The organism is Gordonia sp. 'Campus', from assembly GCF_022206305.1.
Lineage (GTDB): Bacteria > Actinomycetota > Actinomycetes > Mycobacteriales > Mycobacteriaceae > Gordonia.
The window spans coordinates 73,761-97,995 of record NZ_JAKOIW010000006.1; the positions used below are offsets into that span (position 1 = coordinate 73,761).

Below are 24,235 nucleotides of genomic sequence, written 5' to 3' on the forward strand. Positions count from 1 at the left end.
ACGCGATCGGCAGGCGCCTCGACGACACCCGGCGGCTCATCGAGCCCGTATGTTGTTGGCGCGGAACGGGTATCCATCCTGGCCCGGGGCCTCGTACTGGAACTCGACGGGTTGCCCGTGAGCGAGCGTGCGATAACCGGCGCCGACGATCGCACTGAAGTGCGCCCACGCGCCGCCGGGGGTGGCCTCGGAGTCGAGCACGCCCCAGCCCTCCTCGTCGCGCCAGAACCGCACGGTGCCAGAGGTGTTGGGCCGCAGTGAGGTCTCCGGTGGCGTCACGTCCGCATCGTCGACGATCGTTTCCTCGATGGTCGTGAGCCCATCGGGGCCGGGTGAGCCGACACTGTGCCAGAGCGCACCCCGGTAGGCCCCCCGCGGCATCGCCGGCGCGGACGACTGGGATGGCCACACCGCCAAAGCGACGTAACGGCAGCCCTTCTCGCGCGGAGAGGCGATCGCGTGGTCGAATTCGACGGCGGTTCCCGGACGTAACCCCGGCCGGAACATCCCGTCCAGGTCGACAACGGCGCGCAACCGGACGACGGAGGACTCCACGTAGACCGTTCCCGACAGCGTCGATGACTCGATGACGCCCCAGCCTGCGTCGTGGTGCCATTCGCGGATCGTCCCGGTGTCGGTCATCGCACCACCGTAGGTGGAGGGAGCATTCCACGAAACCGAATATCCACGGCGCGGACCGGAATTTGCGCGACGGGGCCGGATTGCGGCGGGTGGAATGCGGTCGCACGCGACTTGATTCCGTCCGTGCGACCTCGATCGAAGTCGCGTCGACGAACCGAAGTCGCGTGCGACCTCAATTCGGGGGGCGGAGGCAGTGAGCGGGGGGCTCGGGAGTCGAGGGTGGGTCCGCGACCCTCAGCGCTCCGCGAGCGACCCGATCTCCGGTGCGTCCGGACCGAAGTGGCGGTACAGCGCGCGACGGCGGGCACGAGCGCCCATCCATTCGAGGTAGCGGGGACCTGCAGGGGTGCGTGCGATCAGTTGGTAGGTGATCGCGTTGCGAGCCCAGGCGAGACCGAAAGCCCAAGGGAGAGTGGGTCGTAGGCCGAGATCGCGCATGCCGCGAACGCCCAGGAATCCCTGCAGCATGCTGAGCAGTCGCGCGCGGGTGTAGTGGGCCGACAGTCCGGGCAGCCGGCGGTAGTGCAGTTTCCGCTGCGCGTCGACGATGGCGGTGGTCAGTGCGGCGCCGGCGTCGGTGACGTCGTGCTGGGCGAGCAGGACCGCGTAACTCAGCTGATGCTGGTCGCGTTCGGCGTCGAAGAGCCAGTCCTCGTCGACGCCGATGAGCCATCCGACGTACTTCCAGAGATGCATGAGGGCACGCGATTCGTCGCGGCTGACGGGAACGCCGAGAGCTCGGACTCCCATCATGAGGGCGCCGCTGAAGAGGTTCAGGGTCGCGGCGAGGTCGGACTGGTTGATCGGCAGGCCCCACTGCTCGACGTCCCAGCGGCCGTTGTGCTCGTAGCGTTCGTTGACCAGCGCATGCATGAGGCGGACATGTACGGTGAGCCGCCAACCCTCGCCGGTCCGGTGCATCCCGCCCGGTTCGCCGACGGCGATCGCCCAGGTCTGTGTCTCGCCGAGGCGCCGGATCACCGTGTTGCCGGTCAGGCCGCCGGTCGCCACGAGCAGGTCCGCAGGTCCGCCGAACCGGTAGCCGCCGATGAGCGACAGCTGGAGGAGGACGTCGTTGGCGTTCTGCCCGAAGCGGCGATAGACGGCGGCACCCCGCTCGCACAGTTCGGGGTCGACCCAGTCGGGAGTGTCCTCGACCATCGCGAAGAATTCACGCAGCACCGCGGGTGCGTCCGCCGGCATGTCCCCGGACAGTGCGCTCTCGAACTGCCGCATGGTGACCCGACCCGCGGAGTCGCGGGGCAGGCGCATCGCACGCACGAGAGCGGCGGCCGGCTCGTCACGCGTGAGGTAGCGGCGTCCGAGATCGGCGAGCTCGGCTTCGGACGGCTCGCGGAGCCGGTTGTAGACCTTCAACATCTTGCCGATCCGGCGGCCGCGAGCCTCGGCGGCGCGGTGTCGCCGGGGGACTGGCGGATGGTCGGCCCGAGCCCGGCCGGTGTGCGCATCGACGGTCATGAGACGAATCTATCGAATCATCTCACGGTGTCAACGGGTTGGACTGGGTGCACGGTCGACGGGAAAGGGCGCACGGTCGACGGGAACCAGCGCACGGTCGACGGGAACCAGCGCACGGTCGACGGAAATTGACGCACGCTCGACGGGAAAGGGCGCACGGTCGACGGAAATTGACGCACGGTCGACGGAAAGGACGCACGGTCGACGGGTGCGTGGCCGCTCAGCCGACCCAGGACAGATGGTCGCGCAGCAGCGCGTACCCGATGAAGGCGACGACGTCGATCACCGCATGGGCGACCACGAGCGGCCAGGCACGGCCGGTGACCTGGTAATACCGTCCGTAGACGACGCCCATGACCAGGTTGCCGACCCCGGCCCCGAACCCCTGGTAGAGGTGATACCCGCCGCGCAGGATCGCGCTCGACGCCAGTGCCTTGCCGTCGGACACGCCCAGTTGCCGCAGGCGCGTGATGAAGTACGCGACGACGACGATCTCCTCGGCGGCGGCGTTGCCGATCGCAATGAGGATCAAGACCGGCCACTCCCACCACGTGTCGGCCTGGCTCGGCACGAGGCTCGCGTTGAGACCCAGGGCCCGCGCCACCGCGACGAGCACCAGACCGGGAAGTCCGATGATCGCCGCGAGGACCAGTCCGGCGGGGATGTCGCGGCGCGGTGTCCAGCGACCGAGCCCGACCTTGCGCAATCCGAGTCCGCTCCGCCACAGGAGGTAGACGCCGAGCGATGCGATCGCGAACAGCCGGAGCCCGGACATCACCTGCCGAATCGCGTCGATGAGGTCGAGATCCGAGCGACTGGGGTTGAGCGCGACGGTCTGCTGCCCGATCCCGCCCGCGAGTTCGGCCTCGAGGAGCGCGAGCGCCGCCGACAGCGCGGAGAAGGCGAACGTCAGGACCCCGACGATGATCAGTTCGACGACGATGCCTCGTCGTTCGATGCGGTCGGTCACGACCGGGATGCCGTGGGGCGGCGGTTTCAGGTACTCGCGCAGGGCCATGCGGGCCAGCCTAGGACCCCGCGATCGGTAGCGATAATGCGCAGATGACGCGCATTGTCGCTACGAAATCCCCGGTCAGTCGGGCATCGAGTTGAGGAACGGGCAACCCGCCAGATTGCGAAGTGCGCGCGACAGTTCGAAGACGTCGGAGACCGGCCGCGCGAACGGCAGGCGGACGTCGGAGTCGCCCTCGAGGCCTTCGATGCGGAACCGGATGCCGAAGCGGTCGAGACCCAGCGGTCGAACCCGGCCGCGACGAAGGTTCTCGGGCAGCTTGCGCACGAGTTGGCCGACGATGTCGGCGTGATCGGAGTCGAGGTGCTCGAGCCAACTGCCCTCGTGTTCCCAGAACGGGTCGGGATCGGCGTCGGCGAGTTCGGTGGCCGAGACCGATGCCGCGCCGTCGGACGACGCGATGACCGCGGTGTCGACCTGCAGCCGCAGCATCGACGCACCGTGACCGATGTCGAGAAGGCCGTCGTCGGGATGTTCGGCGGCGATCTCGATGGCGAGGTCGCGCTCGAGGTCCCGCGGGACCGCGTGCAGCGTGCCGTTCAGCCAGATCACCGAACGGACGCGTTCCCGCAGGTCGATGGGCGCCCAGTCGGTCACCTCGAGCATCGCCGGGACTCCCTCGGCGTCGTCGACGGCCCGCATGGCGTCTCCGGAGGTGGGCACGAGCACGAAGGCCTGCGACTCGAAGAGATGGACGACGTCGACCGGTGTCGCGTCGGCACCTTCGACGGCCAGGATCGCGGACCCGACCCGACGACATGCCGTCTGGATCATCTCGGCATCCGTCGGGCGGTCGGTCGTCGTTTTCGTCATGACTGTCTCTCCGGTCGGCGTCACGGGGACGCGTGCTGTTGAAAGGTAACCCTAACCTAAATTCTCTGGGTGCAGGCGTCAACGGGGAAAGTGTGGGCGCGCAACCGCCCATCCGAGGCCGTGCAGCGATGTCCACTAGGCTCGGGTGGTGCCTGTGATCGCGTACTTCGGACCCCCCGGAACCTTCACCGAGATGGCACTCGATGCGATCCTCGACGCGCACGATCCGACTCACGGCGGCCCAGACCTGTCGGGGACCGTCGACCGGGTCCCCGCACAGAGTCCCGCCGCGACCATCGAGATGATCCGAAGAGGCGAAGCCGACTTCGGGTGCGTGCCGATCGAGAGTTCGCTGGAGGGTTCGGTTCCCGCGACCATGGACGCGCTCGTACCCCCCGCTGCGGACGGGCCCGCCGGTCGGGTGCAGGCATTCGCCGAGACGGTTCTCGACATCTCGTTCACCATCGCCGCGGCCGAACCCGTCGAAGCCGCCGACGTCCGCACGATCGCCGCCTACCCGGTCGCCTCGGCCCAGGTGCGGCAACGGGTCGGTGAACTCTTCCCGAACGCCCGGTTCGTCACCTCGGGTTCCAATGCCGCAGCAGCGCAAGATGTTGCGGCCGGGAAGGCCGACGCGGCGGTCACCACCGGGCTCGCGGCCAGATTGTCCGAACTCGTCGTCCTCGCCGACGGCGTCACCGACGCCCGGGATGCGACCACGCGGTTCCTCCTGGTGGGCCGGCCCGGAATCCCGACGCCGAGTACCGGCGCCGACCGGACCTCGGTCATCCTCGATCTGTCCAACGAACCGGGTAGCCTGATGGCGGCGATGAACGAGTTCGCCTCACGCGGAATCGATCTCACCAGGATCGAGTCCCGCCCGCAGCGCGACGAGGCGCAAGGTCGCAGCATCGCGGGCCGGTACCGGTTCTTCCTCGACGCCGTCGGCCACATCGACGACGCCGCGGTCGCCGAAGCCCTTGCCGCACTGCATCGTCGATGCGAGCGGGTGGTGTTCCTCGGGTCGTGGCCCGCGGTGCGGACCACCGGAGCGGCTCCACCCGATCACACCGAATCCCTTGTCTGGGTCGAGTCGATGCGTCGAGGAGGTATCTGATGGCACGCCTGCACCTGGTCCGCCACGGCGAGACCACCGCCAACGTGATGCGTAGGCTCGACACCGCCCTGCCCGGCGCCGCACTGACCGATTTCGGTGCGCGCCAAGGTGTTCGATTCGGACTCGAGCACGCCCTCGAACAACCCGCTGTGCTGCTCAGCTCACGCGCCCTCCGGGCCCGGCAGACGGCCGAATTGATCGGCTCGGTCTGGGACGTCGAGACCGCCGCGGTCGACGGCGTGCACGAGGTCCAGGCCGGGGACCTCGAGGATCACACCGACCGTGAATCCTACGAGGTGTTCCACGGCATCATGCAGCGCTGGCACGACGGCGACCTCGACGCTCGTATCCCCGGCGGCGAATCGCTGGCGATGGTCTACGACCGTTACCTGCCGACGGTCGAGGATCTCGCCGACATGTATCTGACCGGGCCGGACCAGCGAGATGTCTACCTGGTGAGCCACGGCGCGGCCATTCGGCTGATCGCGGCGCGGTTGTCCGGCATCGACTCCCGCTTCGCGGCCGCCACCCACCTCGGCAACACCGGTTCCATCGAACTCGAATACGCAGACGGAGTGTGGGTGTGCCGGAGGTGGGGGGCGAAGTCGGCGCCGTTCGAGGTCGTCGACGAGCCGTTGGTCGACGAGCCGATGGGTTGAGGTCGGAGGCGCGGTCACTTGATGATCGCGTCGACCGTCTTCTTCAACGCCGAAGGTTGCGACGGGCGGCGGGGCGCCTTCTCCCTACGACGCAGCATCTCCTCACCGATCGCCTGAAGTTCCTTGCGGCCGAGCGCTTCCCGCACCTTGGGGAACCACTCGTCCTCTTCTTCTTCGATATGGTGTTCGACGTTCTCGATCAGGACCGTGGTCTTGGCGTCGAAGCGCTCGGCATCCGGGCTGAGTGCGGCGAGTTCGACGACGAGGACGTCGGCAACATGGTGCTCCTCGTACGACTCGAGGATGTCGTCCTCGAGGTCCGGGACGCGTTTGCGGATCTCCGGGTACATCACCTCGTTCTCGATGTAGGTGTGCACCGTCAGGGCCTCGATGATCTTGTCGACGATCTTGCCCTTGGTCTTGGTGGCGTTGGGTCCCTGCGACTTGAAGTCGCGGAACAGTTTGCGGATCTCCTTGTGGTCGTCCCTGAGGATGACGATGGCGTCTGAGGACATGGACGTACTCCTGAGATAGAGGGGCTGCTCGATCTGCACTCCCTCATACCGCGTTCGGGTCCCGCTCAAACATCGGGCGACGGCGCCGACATCCACCCTTCGGCGAGCCGGGCGACCCGCTGACGTGCGGCTCAGCCCCAACCGTTGGCGTGCAGCCAGTCGTCGTCGATGCCGAAGTGGTGCGCGATCTCGTGGACGACGGTGACCGCGACCTCGTGCACGACCTCGTCGCGGGAATGGCACATCGCGAGGAGCGGGGTGCGGTAGATGGTGATGGTGTCGGGCAGGTAGCCACCGTAGTCGTGGTCGCGCATCGTCAGTGCGACACCGTGATACAGCCCGAGGATCTGCGGCTCGTCGGGATTGAACGGCTCGACCAGGATCACCACGTTGTCGATGGCGTCGGTCAGTTCCGACGGGATGGTGTCCAGCGCGTCGGAGACCAGCCCGTCGAACTCGTCGTCGGACATCGTCACGGCCATCGGGTCAGCCCGCCGGCGCCGGGACCTCGTCGGGGTTCGGCGCGATCCCCGGCGGCAACGGAACGGGAGTCGGGAGCGCGCGGCCGGGCGGTGCCTCCGGCGGCGCCACCGGGGCTCGACCGTTGATCAGCAACGCCCCACCCTTGGCGTCCCCGACGATGGTCGCGAAACCGCGGCGTTTGTCGGGAAGGCCCAGATAGCAGACGACCTTTCGGCTGCCCGCGAGCCAGCTGGGTTCGCTCAGCACCGACCACTGGACGTTGAGGGTGGTGGCGTCGAGGGCCTTCTTGCCGCCGACGAAACGTTCGGCCTGCACGGGGCAGATCGAGCCGAGGTAGTTGTTCTGGGCACCGGTGGCGGGCCACGGCTTGTTCGACATCCGGTCGCCGAAGCGGGCCGACATGTCGACGATGCCGGTCGTCTGGAACGCATGCGGCTCAGCGCAGTTCACTGCGAAACCGGTGGGGGCGCGGGTCTCGGGGTCGATGCCGACACACGTGCCCTCGGGCCAGACGAACGACTGGTTCTGATCGGCGACGCGGCCGGAGAACTGCGCGGGCTGCCCGTCGGCGCCGTTCTCCTGGACACCGCAGCGCAATTGCCGCGCGCCCTTGTCCCATTGCGCCTGTGAGGGGTACATCATGCCGACCGCGAAGCGTCCCTGCGGGTCGAGACGGCCCTGGAGATACTGGTCGACGATGACGGGGCACTGCTCGTCGCGGATCGTCGCGAATCGCTCCGCACCGGGCCACGGCGCGTCCTCACCGAACTCGGCGCCCGGGACCAGAGCGGTGTCCACGCCGCCGGCCACCTCGAACCGGTGCTTCTGCTCGCAACCGACCTTCAGGGGCTGACCCGGGTTGCCGGCCGGCCAGTCCAGGCAGTCGCCGGACACCGATTTGGTGAAGGCGTTGTCGGTGAGACGCTCGCCCTCGCCGATGTCACTGCCGCCGACGCTGCCGCTGTCGTCGAAGACGCCCATCGCAAAAGCGATACCGCCTGCGACGAGGGCTCCGACGACGATCGCGGCGAGGACCACGTACACCGGGTTGCGGACCGGGCGCCCGGGCCGCCGGCGTGTTGCCGACGCGGAGTCGTCGAGTGTCGCCGACGCGGAGTCGTCTGGCGTCGTCGCGGCCGGTGACCACTGGTCGTCGGCTGCGTGGCCGTCCGTTGGGTCGGGGCGAGTTGGGTCGGGGTCGGGCGCGTTCATCGGGATCCATCATGCCTGGCCGGGTCGGCCGGGCACAGTCCCCGGTTGCGTCGTCACGCCGGTTCGGAGGCGAGCAGGCGCGCGGCGAGTCCGGTGAGTTCTGCCCGGAACTCCTCGTACCCGGCTCGCAGGCGGTCGCCCGGCCACCCCGGCGGCAGGAGGTCGGCCGGCAGGAGCGGGTCGCGGAGGATGTGGCGTACCACGGCCGCCGCGACCTCGAAACGGTCGGCGACGGTGGGCGCGGCAGCCAGCGCCAGGAGCAACTCCTCGGCCGATTCGGCCCACGACGCCGGTGCGAACAGGCGGCCGACGAGCTCCGCGGGCGGTTCGTCGGGGACGGCGCGAAACATGCTCAGGCGTCGTCGTGTCCCGGGTGCAAAGTCGACGTCCAGGTTCGCCGGCCGGGACCAGACGCCCTCCCTGAGCTCGCCGAACCTGGCGCGGAGGAGCGCGTCGCGGAGCCCCGCCCGGTCGGACGAGGTATCCGAACCCACGGTGACGACGGCGAGATCCCACCGACCGTCCCAGTCGCGCGTGGCCGGGTGCAGGGCGTCGTCTTGTCGGCGCTGCCGTTCGACGAGGCGCGGTGACAGGCGGTAGAGGTCGTCGGCACGTTCGAGGTCGCCCGCCGCCACGAGTCGGGTGAGCGCCACCCGGACCGTGGATTGGCGAACGCCGAGTTCGGTGGTCAGCGCCAGGATCCGCCGCACCGGGGCCTCGGGCCGGTCCATCCCCAACAGGCCGCTGAGGATGACCGATCGCGCCGTCAGTCGGGGGATGTCCACGGGTGCGCCGGCCACCCTCCGATGCTAGCCAGGGTTCCGGGGCGCCGGCGACGACGACGGGTATTACACAATGCAAGCGAATGATGAAGAAGTGTAATACCGTGACGAGGACACCCCACCGGAGAAAGGCCCGGCATGCCCACACACGCCGTCACCAATCAGGTCCCGGAACTCGTCGACCACGACGTGGCCGACCATCCCGCGATCACCGAAGCCGTGCACCGGGCGGGTGCCGACCACATGCTCGAGGAGTTGCACCGGATCGGCCGACTGGCCGGCGGCGCGGAGGCGATGCGATGGGGCGACCTCGCCGAAGCCCATCCGCCGGAGCTCCGAACGCACGACCGATACGGGAACCGCATCGACGAGGTCGAGTACGACGCGGCCTATCACCACCTGATGCGAACGGGCATGGGCTTCGGGCTGGGCGGCGCCGCATGGGCGGACCCGAGTCCCACCGCGCATTTCGAACGAGCCGCGAAGTCGAGCGTGTGGGGGCAGGTCGATGCCGGGCACGGCTGCCCGTTGTCGATGACCTACGGTGTCGTCCCCGCACTGCGGGCGAACCCGGAGATCGCGAAGTCCTATGAGCCGCTGCTGATCTCGTCGGTCTACGATCCGGGTTTGCGGGCGCCGCTCTCGAAGGCGGGTCTGACGGCAGGCATGTCCATGACCGAGAAACAGGGTGGTTCCGACGTTCGCGCGAATGCGACGACAGCGGTTCCGCAGCGGGACGGAACGTACCGGATCACCGGGCACAAGTGGTTCACCTCGGCGCCCATGAGCGATGTCTTCCTCGTCCTGGCCCAGGCTCCCGGTGGCCTGTCCTGCTTCTTCGTCCCCCGGGTCCTGCCCGACGGGAGCCGGAACACCTTCCTGCTCCAGCGACTGAAAGCAAAGCTGGGCAACCACTCCAACGCCAGCAGCGAGGTGGAGTACGACGACACCGTGGCGTGGCTCGTGGGTGACGAAGGACGCGGCGTGCCGACGATCATCGAGATGGTCAACATGACCCGCCTCGACTGCACGCTCGGATCCGCGACGAGCATGCGCGCCGGGGTGGCCCAGGCGGCCCACCACGCGAGCCATCGAACCGCGTTCGGCGCGACACTCGTCGATCAACCCCTGATGCGCAACGTTCTCGCCGACCTGGCGGTCGAATCCGAAGGCGCGACGATGGTCGCGCTGTGGCTTGCCGAGCTCACGGACAAGGCCGCGGCGGGCGATGACCGAGCCGACTCGCTGCGACGGATCGCGTTGGCGATCAGCAAGTATCACGTGTGCAAGCGGGCCCCCGCCCACGCCGCCGAGGCGCTGGAGTGCCTGGGCGGCAACGGATACGTGGAGGAGTCCCGTATGCCGCGGTTGTATCGAGAAGCGCCGCTCATGTCGATCTGGGAGGGTTCGGGCAACGTCGCGGCGCTGGATGTGTTGCGCGCCATGGCCAGACAGCCGGAGACACTGACGGTCCTCCTCGACGAGATCGAACATGCGGCGGGCGCCGATCGGCGCTTCGATTCCGCGGTGTCCGACCTGCGACGCGGCCTCGCCGACCTGGAGGACTTGCAGTACCGCGCCCGTCGGGTGGTCGGCTCGATGGCGCAGCTGCTACAGGCCTCGCTGCTGGTGCGACACGGCCACCCGGCGGTCGCCGACGCGTTCGTCGCCGGTCGGCTGGGCAACGATCGGAACGATGTCTACGGCACCCTGCCCCGCGGTGTGGACACCGCGGCGATCATCGAACGCGCGACTCCGAAGACGGCGGAGGCGCACGCGCATGGGTGAGCCGGAGCCCGGGCCGGGGACCCGTCCGGCGCAATGGCGCGACGATCTTCGCCGCGGCGACGATTCGCTGTTCGACGGACGCTCGGCGACCGGGCCCGACGTCGACTACCGGACCCTCACCTATGAGGTCACCGGACGGATCGCCCGCATCACGTTCAACCGTCCCGATCAGGGCAACGCGATCACGGTCGACACACCCGTCGAACTGGCCCACGCGGTGGAACGGGCGGATCTCGACCCCGACGTCCACGTGATGGTCGTGTCCGGCCGCGGCAAGGGTTTCTGCGGCGGATACGACCTGTCGATCTTCGCCGAGAACGGGGGCGATCCGTCGACGGCCGTCGACTCCCCGACGGGCACCGTCCCCGGCTCACGAACCGGCACCGTTCTCGATCCGGTGGTCCAGGCGCGCAACCACGATCCAGCAGGCACGTGGGACCCGATGGTCGACTACGCGATGATGAGCAGGTTCAACCGCGGCTTCTCGTCCCTGCTCCACGCCGACAAACCGACCGTGGCCAAGCTGCACGGGTTCGCCGTGGCCGGTGGCACCGACATCGCGCTGTATGCCGACCAGATCATCTGCGCCGACGACACCAAGATCGGTTACCCGCCGACGCGGGTGTGGGGCATCCCCGCGGCCGGGATGTGGGCGCACCGGCTCGGCGATCAACGGGCGAAACGCCTTCTGTTCACCGGAGATTGCCTCTCCGGAAGGCAGGCTCACGAGTGGGGCCTCGCCGTCGACGCGCCGCCCGCGGAGGAACTCGACGAGCGGACCGAGGAGCTGCTCGAACGGATCTCCCGCGTTCCGGTCAACCAACTCATGATGGCCAAGCTCGCGATGAACAGTGCCCTCTTCGCTCAGGGCGTGGCCAATTCGGGCATGATCAGCACCGTCTTCGACGGCATCTCGCGACACACGCGGGAGGGTTACGCCTTCCAGCAGCGCGCCGCGACAGTCGGGTTCCGTGAGGCGGTGCGCGAACGCGACGAGATCAACGGCGACTGGAAGCGGGGACGATCCGAACCCCTCGACGGGTGACGTCCGGTGATCGCAGACGGCTAGCGGGATTCGGGCACGAGGTCGGCGTCATCCGGTGCGGAGAGCGTCAGCACCGCTTCGGCGATCCGCGGGTCCCGTTCCAGCTCGGTTTCGAGGGCACGTAGCGAGACCGCGACCGAGGACTCGACCTCGTCGCCGGTGAAATCGACCGCGGCGACGAGGAACAGCTGCACCGGGCCGGTGTATTCGACGTGTAGGTAGGTCACGCGGTCGATGTTGCTGTGCGAGAGCAACTCTCGTAGAACGTGCTGCCGGGCGGTCTCGTCGACGGCCTGACCGAGCAGGAAACGCCGGTTCTGGTTGATCAAGACGATGGCAACGACCCCCAGCAGGATGCCGACCAGGATGGACCCGAGCGCGTCGTAGGTCGCCGACCCGGTGACTTGATGCAGCAGCACGCCGACGAAGGCGATCGCGAGACCGATCAGAGCCGCCGCGTCCTCGGCGAACACGGCGCGCAGCGTCGGGTCCGAGGTGCGGAAGACCTGGCGGAGGAGGCCGATCCGGCGCTTCTCGGCGCCTCGTCGCGCCTGCTGGTAAGACCGCACGAACGAGAGGCCCTCGAGGATGGCCGCGACCCCGAGGACGGCGTAGGCCACTGCGTAGTCGGTGGCCGGCTCCGGCGAGATCAGTTCGGTGATCCCGTGTTGTACCGATACCGCGGCGCCGACTGCGAACAATCCGAACGCGGCGAACATCGACCAGATGTATGCCTCGCGACCGTACCCCTGCGGGTGATGGGTGTCGCGAGGCCTGCGCGCGCGCCGCTCGGCGATCAGCAGCAGGATCTCGTTGCCTGTGTCGGCCCACGAGTGAGCCGCTTCGGCGACGAGAGACGCCGAACCGGTGAGCATCGCCGCCCCGGTCTTGGCCACCGCGATCAGCAGGTTGGCGAAGAAGGCGATGATTACCGTCAGAAAGCTCTCACTGGGGCCACCGGATTCACCCTGCGGTTCGGTCGGGGAGGACACCGCACCAACTCTGGCACGTTCCGGCGTCGGCCGGGTGCGTGAACGGTCCCTAGACTCGCGCGAGTGGAGCACCCCGCCGACAAATCCTCACCGACTCCGGACTCGACCCCGCCGCCGAGCCCGGAGGTCGTCGAACTGGCCGGCCGACTGTTCGACATGGCGCGGTCCGGCGACACCGCCGCCCTGAGCGGGTACCTCGACGCCGGTGTTCCGGCGGATCTGCGGAACCAGTCCGGTGATTCGCTGCTCATGCTCGCCGCCTATCACGGGCACGCGCCCGCGGTCGAGATACTGCTCGAGCACGGCGCCGACGCCGACCTCGCCAACGACAAGGGACAGACGCCACTCGCCGGAGCGGTGTTCAAGGGTTTCGACGACGTCGTCCGACTCCTCGTCGACGCGGGTGCCGACCCGTATGGCGGGACTCCGTCGGCCGACGCCGCCGCGTCCATGTTCGGGCGTGCGGACCTGCAACGGTTGTGGAGCTGATCGGCCGGGCTCGGCCGAGGTGGCGTGATCCGGTCGACACGTCGTCCTCAAGTAGGGTTTGAAGGCGTGATCGACCTGAAGATTGTTCGCGACAACCCCGATCTGGTCCGGGACTCACAGCGCACCCGCGGCGAGGACCCGGCCCTGGTGGACGCCCTGCTCGACGCCGACGCGGCTCGGCGGGCCGCCATCGTCGATGCGGACGCACTGCGATCCGAACAGAAGGCCCTCGGCAAACAGGTCGGCAAGGCGCAGGGAGACGAGAAGCAGGCGCTCCTGGCCAAGGGCAAGGAGCTCGCCGAGCAGGTCAAGGCCGCGGTCGCCCGCCAGTCCGAGGCCGACGAGGCCGCGGCCAAGGCCCACCGCGCGATCTCCAACATCGTCGCCGACGGTGCACCCGCGGGCGGCGAGGACGATTACGTGGTCCTCGAGCACGTCGGCGAACCCCGCGAGATCGAGAACCCGCGGGATCACCTCGAGATCGGCGAGGCACTCGGTCTGCTCGACATGGAACGCGGCGCGAAGGTCTCCGGTTCGCGGTTCTACTTCCTCACCGGCCTCGGCGCCCAGCTGCAGCTCGCCCTGCTCAACATGGCCGCGGCGAAGGCGACCGCCAACGGTTTCACGCTGATGATCCCGCCGGTGCTGGTGCGCCCGGAGGTCATGGAGGGCACCGGCTTCCTCGGCGCGCACGCGGACGAGGTCTACCACCTCGACAAGGACGACGATCTGTATCTGGTGGGCACCTCCGAGGTGCCGCTGGCCGGCTACCACATGGACGAGATCCTCGACCTGTCCGACGGCCCGAAGCGGTACGCCGGGTGGTCGACCTGCTTCCGACGCGAGGCAGGCAGCTACGGCAAGGACACCCGCGGCATCATCCGCGTGCACCAGTTCGACAAGATCGAGGGCTTCATCTACTGCCGCCCCGAGGACGCCGAGGCGGAGCATCAGCGCCTGCTCGGGTGGGAGAAGGACATGCTCGCCGCCATCGATGTGCCCTACCGGGTGATCGACGTGGCCGGGGGCGACCTCGGATCGTCGGCGTCCCGCAAATACGACTGCGAGGCATGGGTTCCGACGCAGGGCACCTATCGCGAGCTGACCTCGACGTCGAACTGCACCACCTTCCAGGCGCGTCGGCTCTCGATCCGTTACCGCGACGAGAACGGTAAGCCGCAGACCGCCGCGACCCTCAACGGCACACTCGCGACGACCCGCTGGCTGGTCGCGATCCTGGAGAACCATCAGCAGCCCGACGGCTCGGTGCGGTTGCCCGACGAACTCGCCCGGTTCGTCGGCACCGATGTGCTGACCTCGCGGTGAACTGAGCGCGCGTCGTGACCTCCGGCATCGTCATCGCCGTGATCGGTTCGTTGGCGTTCGCCGCCGCGGCGGTTCTCCAGGCGCTGGGCGCCGAGCAGGTCGCCCAGCGTGCGGCCGTCCGCGAGGAACGACGCCGATCGGCATCGGCCCACCCGTCGTTGCGTTCGACAGCGGCCACCATGCTCACGGTGCCGTTCCTCGTCGGGTTCGTGTTCGACATCATCGGTTTCGTGGCGACGATCGCGTCGGCGCGGTTGATACCGCTGTTCTTGTCGCAGACGATCATCTCCGCGCGCCTCGTGGCCACCGCCCTCCTCGCCATGGTGGTCCTCAAGGTCGGACTCACACTGCGCGACTGGATCTCGGGCGGGGTCGTCGTGCTGTCGCTGGTGCTGCTCGCGGTGTCGGCGGGACGCGAGGGGGTCGAGCACACGGACTGGATGCACTGGGCTGTCCTGATCGCGGGTCCGGCGCTCATCGCCCTGGGAGTGATCGTGATGCGGCGGTTGCGGAAACACATCGCCGCGGTGACCGGCTTGATCGCCGGCGCCGTGTTCGGTGTGATGGCCGTGGCGTCACGCATCGTCGACGGACTCGACCCGCTCGACCTGCCTGTCCTGTTCACCGATCCGGCGCTGTATGCGTTGCTGCTCAGCGGAATCGGCGGCTTCTACCTGTTCACGGTGGCGCTGCAGACCGGATCGGTCAACGGTGCGGCGGCAGCGCTCGTCGTGGGCCAGACGGTGTTGCCGGGTGCGGTGGGTATCGCGTTCCTCGGCGATGTCACCCGCGCCGGGTGGGGACCCGTCGCGATCATCGCGTTCGCCGCCGCGGTTCTCGGCGGAGTCGTGCTCGCGTCCTCGGGTGCGGTGACGGCGGTCGAGACCGCCGACGCGACCAATGCGCCTCGCGGATACGGCCATTCGCCGCGGGAGAGCGAGCGACGATGACTGTGGGCACGACGTGACGCCGGCGAGGGTGCCGGGCGCTGCGCGTGCGGTGGCGTCTGCCTGGCACGATCTGGAAGCAGTTCGCGGAAGCAATGGCGTTTTTCGATCCCGAACTCTGTGCCGAGCTTCCCGCCCCGGCACGACGGTGGCTGTGCGCGTCCCTCGCGACCGGCACACCCCTGGCCCGACGAGTCCGGATCACGATGACCGGGTCGATCAATCTCCGTGCGTGGCGACCCTTCCGGGCCGAACAGTTGATCGTCCCCGGACACGGATTCATCTGGGCTGCCCGCACCCGGGTGGGCGGGTTGCCGGTCAGCGGATTCGACCGTTTCACCGGCACCGAGGGTGAGATGCGGTGGAAGATGGCCGGGCTCATTCGACGGCATCACGATCCCGACGCACTGGGTCGCACGATGGGAAGAACGCTCAGGTGCAGGGAGTTCGGAGTTCTTCCGCGCCGACGTCGTGCGTGCTGAGTTCGGCTAGAGTCCCGACCGATGAACCTCGTTTCGACTGCTGGACCTCGATCGAAGTCCAGCAGTCGAGTCGAGGTTCATCGGTGGGCTCACCGGGTGACGGCCGGGTGTCCGCGTCTCACATGATCGCGGCGAGGACCCGGTCGAGGGCCCGATGTGTGCGCTCGCGAGCTGTGGCGTCGTCGGGATGCCGGGCGAGCCACAGGGCGGCCTCGTTCATCGCGCCCGACAGCTGTGCGGTGAGGGCGTCGACGAGGTCGTCGTCGATTCCGATCGCGGCGATCGCCTCACGCAGGTGCACAACGGAATTCGTCTCGTCGAGTCGTCGCCACTCCTCCCACCCGATGACCGACGGACCGTCGATCAGCAGGATCCGGGCGGCCGGGCCCCTGGTGATGGCGTCGACGAAGGCGTGCGACCCGGCGACCAGCTGGGCGGCGGCGTCGGCACCGGCCTGTTCCGCGGCTGCGACAACGGCGCTCCCGACGTCGTTCTGCTGCTCCTCAGCGACAGCGGCGAAAAGCGCCTTCTTGTTCCGGTAGTGGTGGTACACCGCTCCGCGGGTCACTCCGGCGGACTCGGCGACGTCGTCGAGGGACACCGCGGTGAAGCCGCGCTCGGCGAACTGTCGCGTGGCGGTGGCGAGGATGGTGCGAGCGGTCTCGGCAGCGGCTTCGGCAGAGGCGCGAGGCATGGACACTTCCTTTACGTACGCAGCGTATGTATAGTCCGATTCATACAAACGCATCGTACGTAAAGGAGAAGTCCATGCCAGTGACCAGCGTCTATCCCGTTCTCATGACCGATGACGTCGCCGCCACGTCTGCCTTCTATCGGGAGGTACTTGGCTTCGAGGTCACCTTTGATGCCGACTGGTACGTCAGCCTGCGGACCGGCGCCTTCGAGTTGGCGATCGTCGATGCGTCGCACCCGACGATCCCGGAAGGTTTCGGTCGGCGGTCCCAGGGGCTGCTGATCAACATCGAGGTCGATGACGTCGACGAGTTGTACGGGCGTTTGACCTCCGAGCAGGGACTGCATCCGGTGCTGGAACTGCGCAACGAGGACTTCGGGCAGCGGCACTTCATCGTCGAGGGGCCTGATCGAGTGCTGGTCGACTGCATCCAACCGATTGCGGCCGGTGAGGAGTACGCGGACGCATATGTGACGGACGCGGTGGCGGCCGGTTCGTGACCCCAGCTCCCCGAGCATGACTCCTGTTGTACGACAGTCACAGTGCGATGAGCAGCTCGGCGAGGCGTCTTTCGACGGGTGAGAGGGTGGCCGTGGTGTGCTGGTGTACGACTTGGCGGATGTCGAGGCGTGGGGTGTCGCCGGACCTGCTCGGCCCGTGAATCTCGTTGCGCACGTTGTTCAGATGTGTGGCCAACCGTTTGGGTATGTCGGGCCGGCGGTTGATGTATTCGGGGTTGGGTGGTGCACCAGGTTCTGGGTTGAGTCGCCATGCGCAGCGGCCTTCGTCGGGTCCGGAGCGCACGATGCGGGTGGTGTACTGGCCGGGGTTGGTGCCGACCATCCGATTGTGTCTGGGGCAGGCGGGTGCGAGGTCGTCGATGTCAGTGAGACCACCGTCGGCCCAGTCCTGGTGGGCGTGGTGCAATTCGACCTGGGTGGCGGGTTGATCGCAGCCGGGGGCCGAGCACACCTCACCGTCGGGGCGGGCGAAAGAGGCCAGGCGCTGCCCGCGGGTGGCCAGACGTCTGCCACGGCCGAAGTGCAAGGGCACGGCGGTGGAGTTCTTGAAGATCGCCAGCCAGGGTTGGGCGTCGGCGGCGAGGTCGATGACGTCGGCGATGGGGAGCAGGGTGCCGGTCGCGGTGGTGGCGAGCCCGGCTTCGCGGATCAGGTCGTCGAGGTCGGCTTTGATGATCAGCTGCACCGGCAGCCCGCGATGCGTCTTGCCGAGGAACCCGTCGTCGAAAACGGCCTTCAGCAGGGCGTCCAACGCGTCGTGGTTGATCTGCGCAGGGGTGCGAGTGTCACGCTCGGCTGCGACGGCCAGCGCCTCGGGATCGGCGTTGTCGAAAGAGCCTGTCGGAGAGATGGGGTCGTCGGGGTTGTTCATGCCGGGTTTGGCCCACACGGCCAGCATCATCGACAGGTGTGCAGCGAGTTCGGGGGTGAGGGTGCCGGACAGTTTTGCCGTCCCATCGGCACGTTGGCGTCCGATCCACAGGTTGCGACGCCGTTGGCGGTCGGTGTCGTCGGCCAGGGTGCCGTCGGGGTCGAGGTGGGCGAGCAACCGTGAGCCGAGTTGGGTGATCTCGGCCGGGGGATGTTCGACGGCGATCTCGGCCATCTGTCGTTCGGCGGCGACCTTCACATCGTGGGCAACCGCCATCGGGATGCGGTCGAGGACGTCGATGACGGCCTCGACGTGAGCAGAACCGACGGCACCGTGAGCGAAAGCCGCTGCGAGTGTGGGGTGTTGGGGTTCGAGTCGCTCGCCGTTGAGGCAGGTGAGGGCGGCGGTCGCGGTCAGATGCTTGCGTCGTCGCGTCGGGTTCGAGACGCGCAGATGATGGGTCATGAAGGAGGTGAGGGTGCGGGTCCCGGTCTTGCGAGGGAGGTCGCGGGCCTCGGCTTCGGCGATCTGCCGGTCCCCGGCAAATGTGGTTCGTGCGATGGCGCGCTCGGTGCCCGCGGCGACCTCGATCAACTCGGCATCGGTACACGCCGACAGGTCCACGGTCTGCAGTTCGTCGAGAAGGCGATGCAACTCCCACATGAGTTCGACAGGTCGGGGTGAGCAAGTGTCGGCGTCAGGAGCTGAACCATCGAGCACGATGACCGTCACCCCCAGCGATCTAGTCGAATTCACGTTCGACTATACGTCGAAATCGGCTGTCGCGCAACCATATCCATGGTCCGGAAACTACGGCTTTCCTGTCGGCGGTCTATGGTAAGAGTACGGCGATGAGCCGACGCGACGGCCGGATCAGGGCTACTGTTCGACCATGCTGATCGGGATTCTCGCGGCGGTGTTCGCGGCGCTGGCGTATGGCACCGCGTCTGTGCTGCAGGCACGGGGCGCGCAGAGTGTGGACACGGGCGCGGCTCCGGATGAGGCGCCGTCGTTACGGTCCACCATCACCGCGATGTTGACGGTCGCGTTCATCGCCGGAATGGCGCTGGACGGTATCGGATTCATCGGCAACATGGTGGCCGCGAGGATGATCCCGTTGTTCCTGGCTCAGCCGATCGTCAGTGCGAACCTGGTGGTCACGGTGGTGCTCGCCACGCTCTTCCTGAATGCGCGACTGTCGCGACGCGACTGGATCGCGATCGGGGTGGTCGTGATGTCGCTCATCCTGCTGGGTGTCGCGGCGGGTGACGAGGGCCGCGAACACGAATGGTGGTTGCACTGGGCGGTTCTCGTGGTCGGCATCGTGATCCTCGGCGTGGGTGCTGCGGTGTTGCCGCGCATGCACAGTCGCGTGGCCGTCCTGGCCGGCCTGTCCGGCGGTGTGCTGTTCGGCGTCCTCGCCGTCGCGGTTCGGATCCTCGACGGGCTCGACCCCTTCGACCTCGGTGAGATGCTCACCGACCCGGCCCTGTACGCGATCGTGCTGTGCGGGCCGGGCGGTTTTTACATGTTCACCGTCGCGCTGCAGAAGGGCGCGGTGAGCGCGGCGTCGGCGTCGCTGGTCGTCGGCGAGACGATCGTGCCGGGTGTGATCGGCATCCTGGTGCTCGGCGACACCACTCGACCGGGGTGGGGTGTGGTCGCCGTGATCGCGTTCATCGCGGCCGTGGTCGGGGCGGTGGTGGTGGCGATGTCGCCGGTGGTCGAGGCGGTCGAGCGTGCGGGCGAGGCCCCGGTACCCGACCCCACGCCGTGACGTCCGGTCCGTGCCGAGTCCGCATGAAATCACCTGTGGACCGCCCGTACCGGGCATCATTACCGGTCATGCGCCCCCTCTTCCGCAGCATCGTCACCCTGACCGCGGTCCTCGGGGCCGCGGCCTCGGTCTCGGTCCTCGCCCCCTCTGCTCCGGCGGCACCGAGCCCCACGCCGGTGGCCGCACCCTCACAGTTGCCGTCGGAGGACCCGTTCTACGACGCGCCGGCGGGTTTCGAATCGCGTTCACCGGGGAGCGCGCTGCGCACGCGTCAGGTCGGGTTGGGTTGGCGCGGAACCGATGTGCCGATCACCGCGACGCAGATCCTCTACCGCACGACCGATGAGTTCGGCGGTCCGGCATCGACGGTCACCACGGTGATCTCCCCGCCCGGTGCTCGCGCCGGGACCCCTCGGCGCGTCATCTCCTATCACTCCTTCTACGACGCGCTGGGCTCGCAGTGCGACCCGTCGTACACACTGCGCGGCGGAAACGCGAAAGAGGCGCCGATCGACATCACCCTGATCTCCGGGTTGCTCGCCGCCGGGTACACCGTCGCCGCGCCCGACTACGAGGGCAAGGGCCTGCGCTGGACGATGGCGCGAGAATCCGGATACGCGGCCCTCGACGGCGTCCGCGCCGCGCTCGGTCACCTGCGCGCTCCCGCCCGCACGCCGGTCGGACTCTTCGGCTACTCCGGCGGTTCGGTTCCCACCGGCTTCGGAGCCGAACTCGCCCCCCGCTATGCGCCGGAGTTGAACATCGTGGGCGCCGCGGCCGGAGGCGTGCTGGTGAACCCGGCGAACAATCTCGGATACGTGAACGGCAGCGAGAACTGGGCGGGTGTGATCCCGGCGCTCATGGCGGTCTACGCCGAGACCTACCGCATCGATCTGCGGCCCTACCTCTCGCTGAAGGGCACACAGGTACTCCGTCAGGTCGCAGGAGAGTGCATCGAAGCGTTCGCCGACAAGTACCCGGGCCTCACCGACCATCAGCTCCTCGTGCCCTCGGTGAGTGGTCTGCTCGCTGTTCCCGGTGTGCGGCAGGCGATCTCACAGAACGTGATGGGGACGCTGGGAAAACCGCGAACCCCGATGATGCTGGGCGTCGGCAACTCCGACGGCACCGGTGACGGCGTGATGCTGACCGCGGACGTCGCCCGGCTCGCCGGGTCGTACTGCGCACGGGGTGTGCCCACCACCTTCTCCGAGTATCGGGGGGCGAACCACACGCGGGCCTTCATCCCGTGGAGCGCAGAGGCCCTGGGTTTCCTCGACCGTCGCTTCACCGGGCAGCCGGCGCAGGGATGTGGCCGGTGATCACCAACGCATCACACGTGCGAGCCGAGCCGTGAATTCGTGGGTGACCCGAGCCGAACGGGGCGGTGATGCGACCGTCATCCGCGAGTTGCTGACGGCGGCATTTCCGACCGCCGACGAGGCGCGCTTCGTGGACGACCTGCGTGCCGATCCGAACGCATGGATGGACGGACTGTCCATCGTCACGGAGTCCGATGGGCAGATCGTGGGATACGCCCTGTCCACGCGGTGCCATGTCGACGAGGAACCGGCTCTGACGCTCGGCCCCTGCGCGGTGTGGCCGTCGCGTCAACGTACGGGTGTGGGGTCGGCGGCGATCCGGGCCGGACTCGAGGCGGCGCGTCGACTCGGCGAGAACCTGGTCCTGGTACTCGGTCACGCCGAGTACTACCCGAGGTTCGGTTTCGAGAGGGCTTCGCGTTTCGGGATCCGCGCGCCGTTCGATGTTCCCGACGAGGCGATGATGGCCCTCGCGCTCGACGACAGCCGGCCGGTCCCGAGCGGGACGATCGTCTACCCTCCTGCGTTCGGGGTCTGAGGTCCACCTGGCGGAGAAGTTCTCCGCCAGAGACATGCGCGCGCCCCGGGAGATGTACTCCCGGGGCGCGGCGCGTGTGCAGTGTCAGTCGGCGTCGGCGGACGGGCTCTGGTTGGTGCCACCGTCCGAGACCTCGAAGTTCTTCCACTCGCCGTTGTCGTGCACCTGCATGACCGTGCCCAGGCTGTCGTCGGGTGCGGCGACGGTCTTGAACCAGTCGTAAGCACCGGTCGCGTCGTCGAACTCTTTCTCCTCGACGACGTTTTCGCTGGAATCCACGACGCGGTACTGAGCCATGTTCTTCTCCTCACGGTCGATGTGTATGGCGTCCGGTCCGGTGCCACCCGGCCCGAAAGCCTTGACGCCATAATATGAATCGGATCGCGCTGGGCGCCCTGACGTTCACCCGTCGACGTCTGATTGTGTCTGCGGGCAACGGGCCGGTAACGATCGTTTCGGGCAGGTTGTCCCACCACTTCGGGTGAGTACCCACATTCGCGGGAGCCGACACATGCGCCGCAAGGCGAGGAATGTCTACTGTTTCGTTGTACCGGCTCGCGGTCGGTGATCGGCCGTCACGGCACGCGCGGAGGGTTTCCGAGCTGCTGGTTGATCGCGAGTGCGAGGTTGTTGCCCACGAGATTGACGAACGCCCGCCACGTCGTCGGATCGAGTGCCATCGAACCCTGATCGGTCGTGGTGCAACCGGCGGGCGCGGACTTGCCGTCGAGGCGATCCCGCAACCATACGATGGCCGGCGCGAAGCCTTCGACGGCGAGCGTGATGTGCTCGCTGAAGTGGTCGCGAACATACTTCACTCTCGCGGCGTCGTCCGCACAGTAGGTACGTACCAGTTCGTTGACCGGGCCCACGGGGGCGATCCAGTCCGGATTCGACTGGTAGATGAACATGGGGAACCGGGGCGTGGTCTTGCCCATGTTCAACTCGCCCAGGACCTTTCGGGGCGTGGGGTAGTCGAGAGGATCTCCTGGAAGATTCACCAGTCCCTTGATGTCGACGAATGGGGCGAGCGCCGCCTGGTATGTCAGGCACAGCGGGTTCTTGGTCGCGAACAGCGCCCTTCCGAGCGGGTTCATGTGGCGCGCGAGAAAGGACTCCAGTTCCTGGTATTCGCGGCTGACCCCGATGATCCCGGCCATGATGAGACCCGATGCGGCGTTCCGGTCGGCGAGGTCCACGAGAGCGCGGATGTTCGCCGGCACGCCGCCTTCGGCCGCCCCCACGATCGGGAGTTCCGGTGCGTAACCCGAGTGCAACTCGGCGGCCCAGCCGGTGGCGATGGCGCCGCCGGAATAGCCCATCAAGCCCACGCGCAGATCGTCTTTGAGCCCCAGCGGAGCGAAGTTCCGGGCACCCCGGATTCCGTCGAGGGTGATGCGACCCGCGAGCGGCCCTGCGGCGAAGGCGGATTCGGGGCCCTGGTGGTCGGGGATGACGACCGACCAGCCGGCGCCGACCAGCGAGGTGATCTGCAGGATCTCCAGGCTGGAGTCGGCCGAGCCGGTGAGCTGGCCCGGAATCGAACCCTGCTGCAGTGCGTACGACGGCGCGCAGTACATCGCGGTGGAATCCTCCGCAGACTGCCACGAGACCAGTTTCGAGGGACCGGACTTCGCCGGTCCCTTGGGTTTGAGCAGTGTCGCCACGGCCGGGATTGGCTCGCCCCGGGTGTTGGTCGACCGGTAGGAGATCTGCCAGGCGTCGACGTTGACCGGAATCACCGAGAGAGCCGCCACGTGTACGCGTCGCGCGCTGATGAGGTCACCGGGCTTCTTCGCCGCGACCACTGCTGGAGGAGGCAGGTAGAAGTCCGGGTCGAACTCGGGGATCGCCGGCGGCACCGGGAACGGTAGCGGCGGTGCGACCGGTACGGCGGACACGCCGCCCGCGCCGATCACGGTCCCGCTCAAGACGGCCGCGACCGTCACCACGGTCAGCAGCCGACGACAGCGCTGCGCCCAGAACCCGTTCCATCCCCGCATGGCACCTCCCGATAAGTGAGACGCCCGTGTCTCACACTTCGGCAGAACCTACACGCGTGTGTTCCAGAACACAACGGGTGGGTGGGAGGTCAGAGTCGTGCGAACGCGAGCAGGATGTCGGACAGAACAGCGACGACATCGTCGATCCTTGCCGGATCGGCTGTCTCGCTCCACCGGTGGACAAGCCCGGTCAGCGCTCCGACGAAGGCGATGGCGAGGTCGCGCTGACGTTGTGTGGGCGGGCGGTCGGCGAAGTCCGCCATTGCGCCCACGAAGAACCCGACCCACTCCTCGCGGCCGTCGAGGCGATGCTGCTCGACGCGCGGACTGACGCCGACGATCTGTACGAAGGAGACCGAGGCGCGTCGAGGATCGGTGCCCACCGAACTCATGTAGGCGCGCATCGCGGCAGTCGACAGATCCCGGAGATCACGAGATGGGCAGGCCGCCAACGCTTCCGCAACGGCGACGCGAGCGGCGCCCTGCACGGAGTCATACAACGCGACGAGGAGTTCTTCACGATCGGTGAACTCGGCGTAGAACTGCCGTCGCGACAATCCGGCCACCCGACAGATCGACGTCACCGACGACTTCGCGTAACCAGGGTCCGTGAACTCCACGAGTGCGGCGTCGAGGAAACGCTGACGTCGCTCGGCGGCACGGTCGCTGACCGAACGGCCGCCGTACGTGCGTTCGGTGGTCACG

The 24,235-nt window shown here is 68.0% G+C and carries 26 protein-coding genes; 12 read left to right on the top strand and 14 right to left on the bottom strand.

All coding sequences use genetic code 11. From position 1 onward, the window contains the following. Positions 1–36: 36 nt before the first annotated feature. From MAY35_RS08710 to MAY35_RS08725, 4 genes are all read right to left on the bottom strand, one after another. Entirely contained in the window at positions 37–642 is a 606-nt protein-coding gene (locus tag MAY35_RS08710; RefSeq protein ID WP_238420767.1) for a cold-shock protein, read from the bottom strand. A gap of 234 nt (positions 643–876) precedes the next feature. Continuing rightward, positions 877–2,121: an oxygenase MpaB family protein gene (locus tag MAY35_RS08715; RefSeq protein ID WP_238420769.1), complete on the bottom strand. Its 1,245-nt coding sequence runs from the start codon at positions 2,119–2,121 to the stop codon at positions 877–879. 220 nt (positions 2,122–2,341) lie between these two features. Continuing rightward, entirely contained in the window at positions 2,342–3,139 is a 798-nt protein-coding gene (locus tag MAY35_RS08720) for a CPBP family intramembrane glutamic endopeptidase (protein WP_238420771.1), read from the bottom strand. Between the two features lie 75 nt (positions 3,140–3,214). After that, on the bottom strand, positions 3,215–3,967 hold the full coding sequence (locus tag MAY35_RS08725) for a DUF2470 domain-containing protein (RefSeq protein ID WP_238420773.1): 753 nt from the start codon (positions 3,965–3,967) through the stop codon (positions 3,215–3,217). 145 nt (positions 3,968–4,112) lie between these two features. Between MAY35_RS08725 and pheA the strand changes: the two genes are divergently transcribed. Further along, positions 4,113–5,084 (top strand): prephenate dehydratase, encoded by a 972-nt coding sequence (gene pheA, locus MAY35_RS08730; RefSeq protein WP_238420775.1) that lies wholly within the window; start codon positions 4,113–4,115, stop codon positions 5,082–5,084. After that, on the top strand, positions 5,084–5,743 hold the full coding sequence (locus MAY35_RS08735) for a histidine phosphatase family protein (RefSeq protein WP_238420777.1): 660 nt from the start codon (positions 5,084–5,086) through the stop codon (positions 5,741–5,743). The genes pheA and MAY35_RS08735 overlap by 1 nt, the downstream gene beginning before the upstream one ends. 14 nt (positions 5,744–5,757) lie before the next feature. On the opposite strand, the gene MAY35_RS08740 is transcribed toward MAY35_RS08735, so the two are convergent. The 4 genes from MAY35_RS08740 to MAY35_RS08755 all read right to left on the bottom strand — a co-directional run bounded on the left by MAY35_RS08740 (position 5,758) and on the right by MAY35_RS08755 (position 8,732). After that, positions 5,758–6,258: a hemerythrin domain-containing protein gene (locus MAY35_RS08740; RefSeq protein WP_238420779.1), complete on the bottom strand. Its 501-nt coding sequence runs from the start codon at positions 6,256–6,258 to the stop codon at positions 5,758–5,760. Positions 6,259–6,389: 131 nt separating this feature from the next. Then, complete coding sequence (locus tag MAY35_RS08745; RefSeq protein ID WP_238420781.1) at positions 6,390–6,740, bottom strand: metallopeptidase family protein; 351 nt, start codon at positions 6,738–6,740, stop codon at positions 6,390–6,392. 4 nt (positions 6,741–6,744) lie between these two features. Then, positions 6,745–7,953 carry a septum formation family protein gene (locus MAY35_RS08750; RefSeq protein ID WP_238420783.1) on the bottom strand — a complete coding sequence of 403 codons (1,209 nt, stop codon included), beginning with the start codon at positions 7,951–7,953 and terminating at the stop codon, positions 6,745–6,747. Between the two features lie 53 nt (positions 7,954–8,006). Then, the gene (locus MAY35_RS08755; RefSeq protein WP_238421040.1) at positions 8,007–8,732 is read right to left on the bottom strand and encodes a PaaX family transcriptional regulator C-terminal domain-containing protein; all 726 of its coding nucleotides are present in this window, start codon (positions 8,730–8,732) and stop codon (positions 8,007–8,009) included. Positions 8,733–8,873: 141 nt separating this feature from the next. Between MAY35_RS08755 and MAY35_RS08760 the strand changes: the two genes are divergently transcribed. Together MAY35_RS08760 and MAY35_RS08765 are read left to right on the top strand one after the other, a co-directional pair. Beyond that, on the top strand, positions 8,874–10,523 hold the full coding sequence (locus MAY35_RS08760) for an acyl-CoA dehydrogenase family protein (protein ID WP_238420785.1): 1,650 nt from the start codon (positions 8,874–8,876) through the stop codon (positions 10,521–10,523). Then, positions 10,516–11,568 carry a crotonase/enoyl-CoA hydratase family protein gene (locus MAY35_RS08765; RefSeq protein WP_238420787.1) on the top strand — a complete coding sequence of 351 codons (1,053 nt, stop codon included), beginning with the start codon at positions 10,516–10,518 and terminating at the stop codon, positions 11,566–11,568. The genes MAY35_RS08760 and MAY35_RS08765 overlap by 8 nt, the downstream gene beginning before the upstream one ends. Before the next feature lie 20 nt (positions 11,569–11,588). On the opposite strand, the gene MAY35_RS08770 is transcribed toward MAY35_RS08765, so the two are convergent. Continuing rightward, positions 11,589–12,560, bottom strand: coding sequence for a cation diffusion facilitator family transporter (locus MAY35_RS08770; RefSeq protein ID WP_238420789.1), 972 nt, complete (start codon positions 12,558–12,560; stop codon positions 11,589–11,591). A 63-nt stretch (positions 12,561–12,623) separates the two neighbouring features. Between MAY35_RS08770 and MAY35_RS08775 the strand changes: the two genes are divergently transcribed. The 4 genes from MAY35_RS08775 to MAY35_RS08790 all read left to right on the top strand — a co-directional run bounded on the left by MAY35_RS08775 (position 12,624) and on the right by MAY35_RS08790 (position 15,804). Beyond that, positions 12,624–13,049, top strand: coding sequence for an ankyrin repeat domain-containing protein (locus tag MAY35_RS08775; protein ID WP_238420792.1), 426 nt, complete (start codon positions 12,624–12,626; stop codon positions 13,047–13,049). A gap of 66 nt (positions 13,050–13,115) precedes the next feature. After that, positions 13,116–14,375, top strand: a complete 1,260-nt coding sequence (serS, locus tag MAY35_RS08780; RefSeq protein WP_238420794.1) for a serine--tRNA ligase — start codon at positions 13,116–13,118, stop codon at positions 14,373–14,375. 14 nt (positions 14,376–14,389) lie between these two features. Further along, positions 14,390–15,325: an EamA/RhaT family transporter gene (locus MAY35_RS08785; protein ID WP_238420796.1), complete on the top strand. Its 936-nt coding sequence runs from the start codon at positions 14,390–14,392 to the stop codon at positions 15,323–15,325. A gap of 92 nt (positions 15,326–15,417) precedes the next feature. Beyond that, the gene (locus MAY35_RS08790; RefSeq protein WP_238420798.1) at positions 15,418–15,804 is read left to right on the top strand and encodes a DUF6544 family protein; all 387 of its coding nucleotides are present in this window, start codon (positions 15,418–15,420) and stop codon (positions 15,802–15,804) included. A gap of 118 nt (positions 15,805–15,922) precedes the next feature. On the opposite strand, the gene MAY35_RS08795 is transcribed toward MAY35_RS08790, so the two are convergent. Continuing rightward, positions 15,923–16,498 carry a TetR/AcrR family transcriptional regulator gene (locus tag MAY35_RS08795; protein ID WP_238420799.1) on the bottom strand — a complete coding sequence of 192 codons (576 nt, stop codon included), beginning with the start codon at positions 16,496–16,498 and terminating at the stop codon, positions 15,923–15,925. Positions 16,499–16,572: 74 nt separating this feature from the next. On the opposite strand from MAY35_RS08795, the gene MAY35_RS08800 reads away from it, so the two are divergent. Continuing rightward, entirely contained in the window at positions 16,573–16,998 is a 426-nt protein-coding gene (locus MAY35_RS08800) for a VOC family protein (protein WP_238420801.1), read from the top strand. 37 nt (positions 16,999–17,035) lie between these two features. Here the strand turns inward: MAY35_RS08800 and MAY35_RS08805 are convergent, their stop codons facing one another. Beyond that, the gene (locus MAY35_RS08805; protein ID WP_238421042.1) at positions 17,036–18,553 is read right to left on the bottom strand and encodes an HNH endonuclease signature motif containing protein; all 1,518 of its coding nucleotides are present in this window, start codon (positions 18,551–18,553) and stop codon (positions 17,036–17,038) included. Positions 18,554–18,782: 229 nt separating this feature from the next. Between MAY35_RS08805 and MAY35_RS08810 the strand changes: the two genes are divergently transcribed. The 3 genes from MAY35_RS08810 (at position 18,783) to MAY35_RS08820 (ending at position 21,527) form a co-directional block, all read left to right on the top strand. After that, positions 18,783–19,667 (top strand): hypothetical protein, encoded by an 885-nt coding sequence (locus MAY35_RS08810; protein WP_238420803.1) that lies wholly within the window; start codon positions 18,783–18,785, stop codon positions 19,665–19,667. Positions 19,668–19,735: 68 nt separating this feature from the next. Next, positions 19,736–20,989, top strand: coding sequence for a lipase family protein (locus MAY35_RS08815; RefSeq protein ID WP_238420805.1), 1,254 nt, complete (start codon positions 19,736–19,738; stop codon positions 20,987–20,989). 31 nt (positions 20,990–21,020) lie between these two features. After that, complete coding sequence (locus tag MAY35_RS08820) at positions 21,021–21,527, top strand: GNAT family N-acetyltransferase (RefSeq protein WP_238420807.1); 507 nt, start codon at positions 21,021–21,023, stop codon at positions 21,525–21,527. A gap of 84 nt (positions 21,528–21,611) precedes the next feature. Here MAY35_RS08820 and MAY35_RS08825 read toward each other — a convergent pair whose 3' ends face one another. From MAY35_RS08825 to MAY35_RS08835, 3 genes are all read right to left on the bottom strand, one after another. Further along, the gene (locus MAY35_RS08825; protein ID WP_238420809.1) at positions 21,612–21,824 is read right to left on the bottom strand and encodes a hypothetical protein; all 213 of its coding nucleotides are present in this window, start codon (positions 21,822–21,824) and stop codon (positions 21,612–21,614) included. 278 nt (positions 21,825–22,102) lie between these two features. Further along, complete coding sequence (locus MAY35_RS08830; RefSeq protein ID WP_238420811.1) at positions 22,103–23,530, bottom strand: lipase family protein; 1,428 nt, start codon at positions 23,528–23,530, stop codon at positions 22,103–22,105. An 89-nt stretch (positions 23,531–23,619) separates the two neighbouring features. Then, positions 23,620–24,234, bottom strand: a complete 615-nt coding sequence (locus MAY35_RS08835) for a TetR/AcrR family transcriptional regulator (RefSeq protein ID WP_238420813.1) — start codon at positions 24,232–24,234, stop codon at positions 23,620–23,622. Position 24,235: the final 1 nt, after the last annotated feature.

What these genes read in the sequence shown, in the direction of transcription:
- MAY35_RS08710 (WP_238420767.1), bottom strand. Translation starts at nt 642, where the DNA reads ATGACCGACACCGGGACGATCCGCGAATGGCACCACGACGCAGGCTGG.
- MAY35_RS08715 (WP_238420769.1), bottom strand. Translation starts at nt 2,121, where the DNA reads ATGACCGTCGATGCGCACACCGGCCGGGCTCGGGCCGACCATCCGCCA.
- MAY35_RS08720 (WP_238420771.1), bottom strand. Translation starts at nt 3,139, where the DNA reads ATGGCCCTGCGCGAGTACCTGAAACCGCCGCCCCACGGCATCCCGGTC.
- MAY35_RS08725 (WP_238420773.1), bottom strand. Translation starts at nt 3,967, where the DNA reads ATGACGAAAACGACGACCGACCGCCCGACGGATGCCGAGATGATCCAG.
- MAY35_RS08735 (WP_238420777.1), top strand. Translation starts at nt 5,084, where the DNA reads ATGGCACGCCTGCACCTGGTCCGCCACGGCGAGACCACCGCCAACGTG.
- MAY35_RS08740 (WP_238420779.1), bottom strand. Translation starts at nt 6,258, where the DNA reads ATGTCCTCAGACGCCATCGTCATCCTCAGGGACGACCACAAGGAGATC.
- MAY35_RS08745 (WP_238420781.1), bottom strand. Translation starts at nt 6,740, where the DNA reads ATGGCCGTGACGATGTCCGACGACGAGTTCGACGGGCTGGTCTCCGAC.
- MAY35_RS08750 (WP_238420783.1), bottom strand. Translation starts at nt 7,953, where the DNA reads ATGAACGCGCCCGACCCCGACCCAACTCGCCCCGACCCAACGGACGGC.
- MAY35_RS08760 (WP_238420785.1), top strand. Translation starts at nt 8,874, where the DNA reads ATGCCCACACACGCCGTCACCAATCAGGTCCCGGAACTCGTCGACCAC.
- MAY35_RS08765 (WP_238420787.1), top strand. Translation starts at nt 10,516, where the DNA reads ATGGGTGAGCCGGAGCCCGGGCCGGGGACCCGTCCGGCGCAATGGCGC.
- MAY35_RS08790 (WP_238420798.1), top strand. Translation starts at nt 15,418, where the DNA reads ATGGCGTTTTTCGATCCCGAACTCTGTGCCGAGCTTCCCGCCCCGGCA.
- MAY35_RS08795 (WP_238420799.1), bottom strand. Translation starts at nt 16,498, where the DNA reads ATGCCTCGCGCCTCTGCCGAAGCCGCTGCCGAGACCGCTCGCACCATC.
- MAY35_RS08800 (WP_238420801.1), top strand. Translation starts at nt 16,573, where the DNA reads ATGCCAGTGACCAGCGTCTATCCCGTTCTCATGACCGATGACGTCGCC.
- MAY35_RS08805 (WP_238421042.1), bottom strand. Translation starts at nt 18,553, where the DNA reads ATGTGGGAGTTGCATCGCCTTCTCGACGAACTGCAGACCGTGGACCTG.
- MAY35_RS08810 (WP_238420803.1), top strand. Translation starts at nt 18,783, where the DNA reads ATGCTGATCGGGATTCTCGCGGCGGTGTTCGCGGCGCTGGCGTATGGC.
- MAY35_RS08815 (WP_238420805.1), top strand. Translation starts at nt 19,736, where the DNA reads ATGCGCCCCCTCTTCCGCAGCATCGTCACCCTGACCGCGGTCCTCGGG.
- MAY35_RS08825 (WP_238420809.1), bottom strand. Translation starts at nt 21,824, where the DNA reads ATGGCTCAGTACCGCGTCGTGGATTCCAGCGAAAACGTCGTCGAGGAG.
- MAY35_RS08830 (WP_238420811.1), bottom strand. Translation starts at nt 23,530, where the DNA reads ATGCGGGGATGGAACGGGTTCTGGGCGCAGCGCTGTCGTCGGCTGCTG.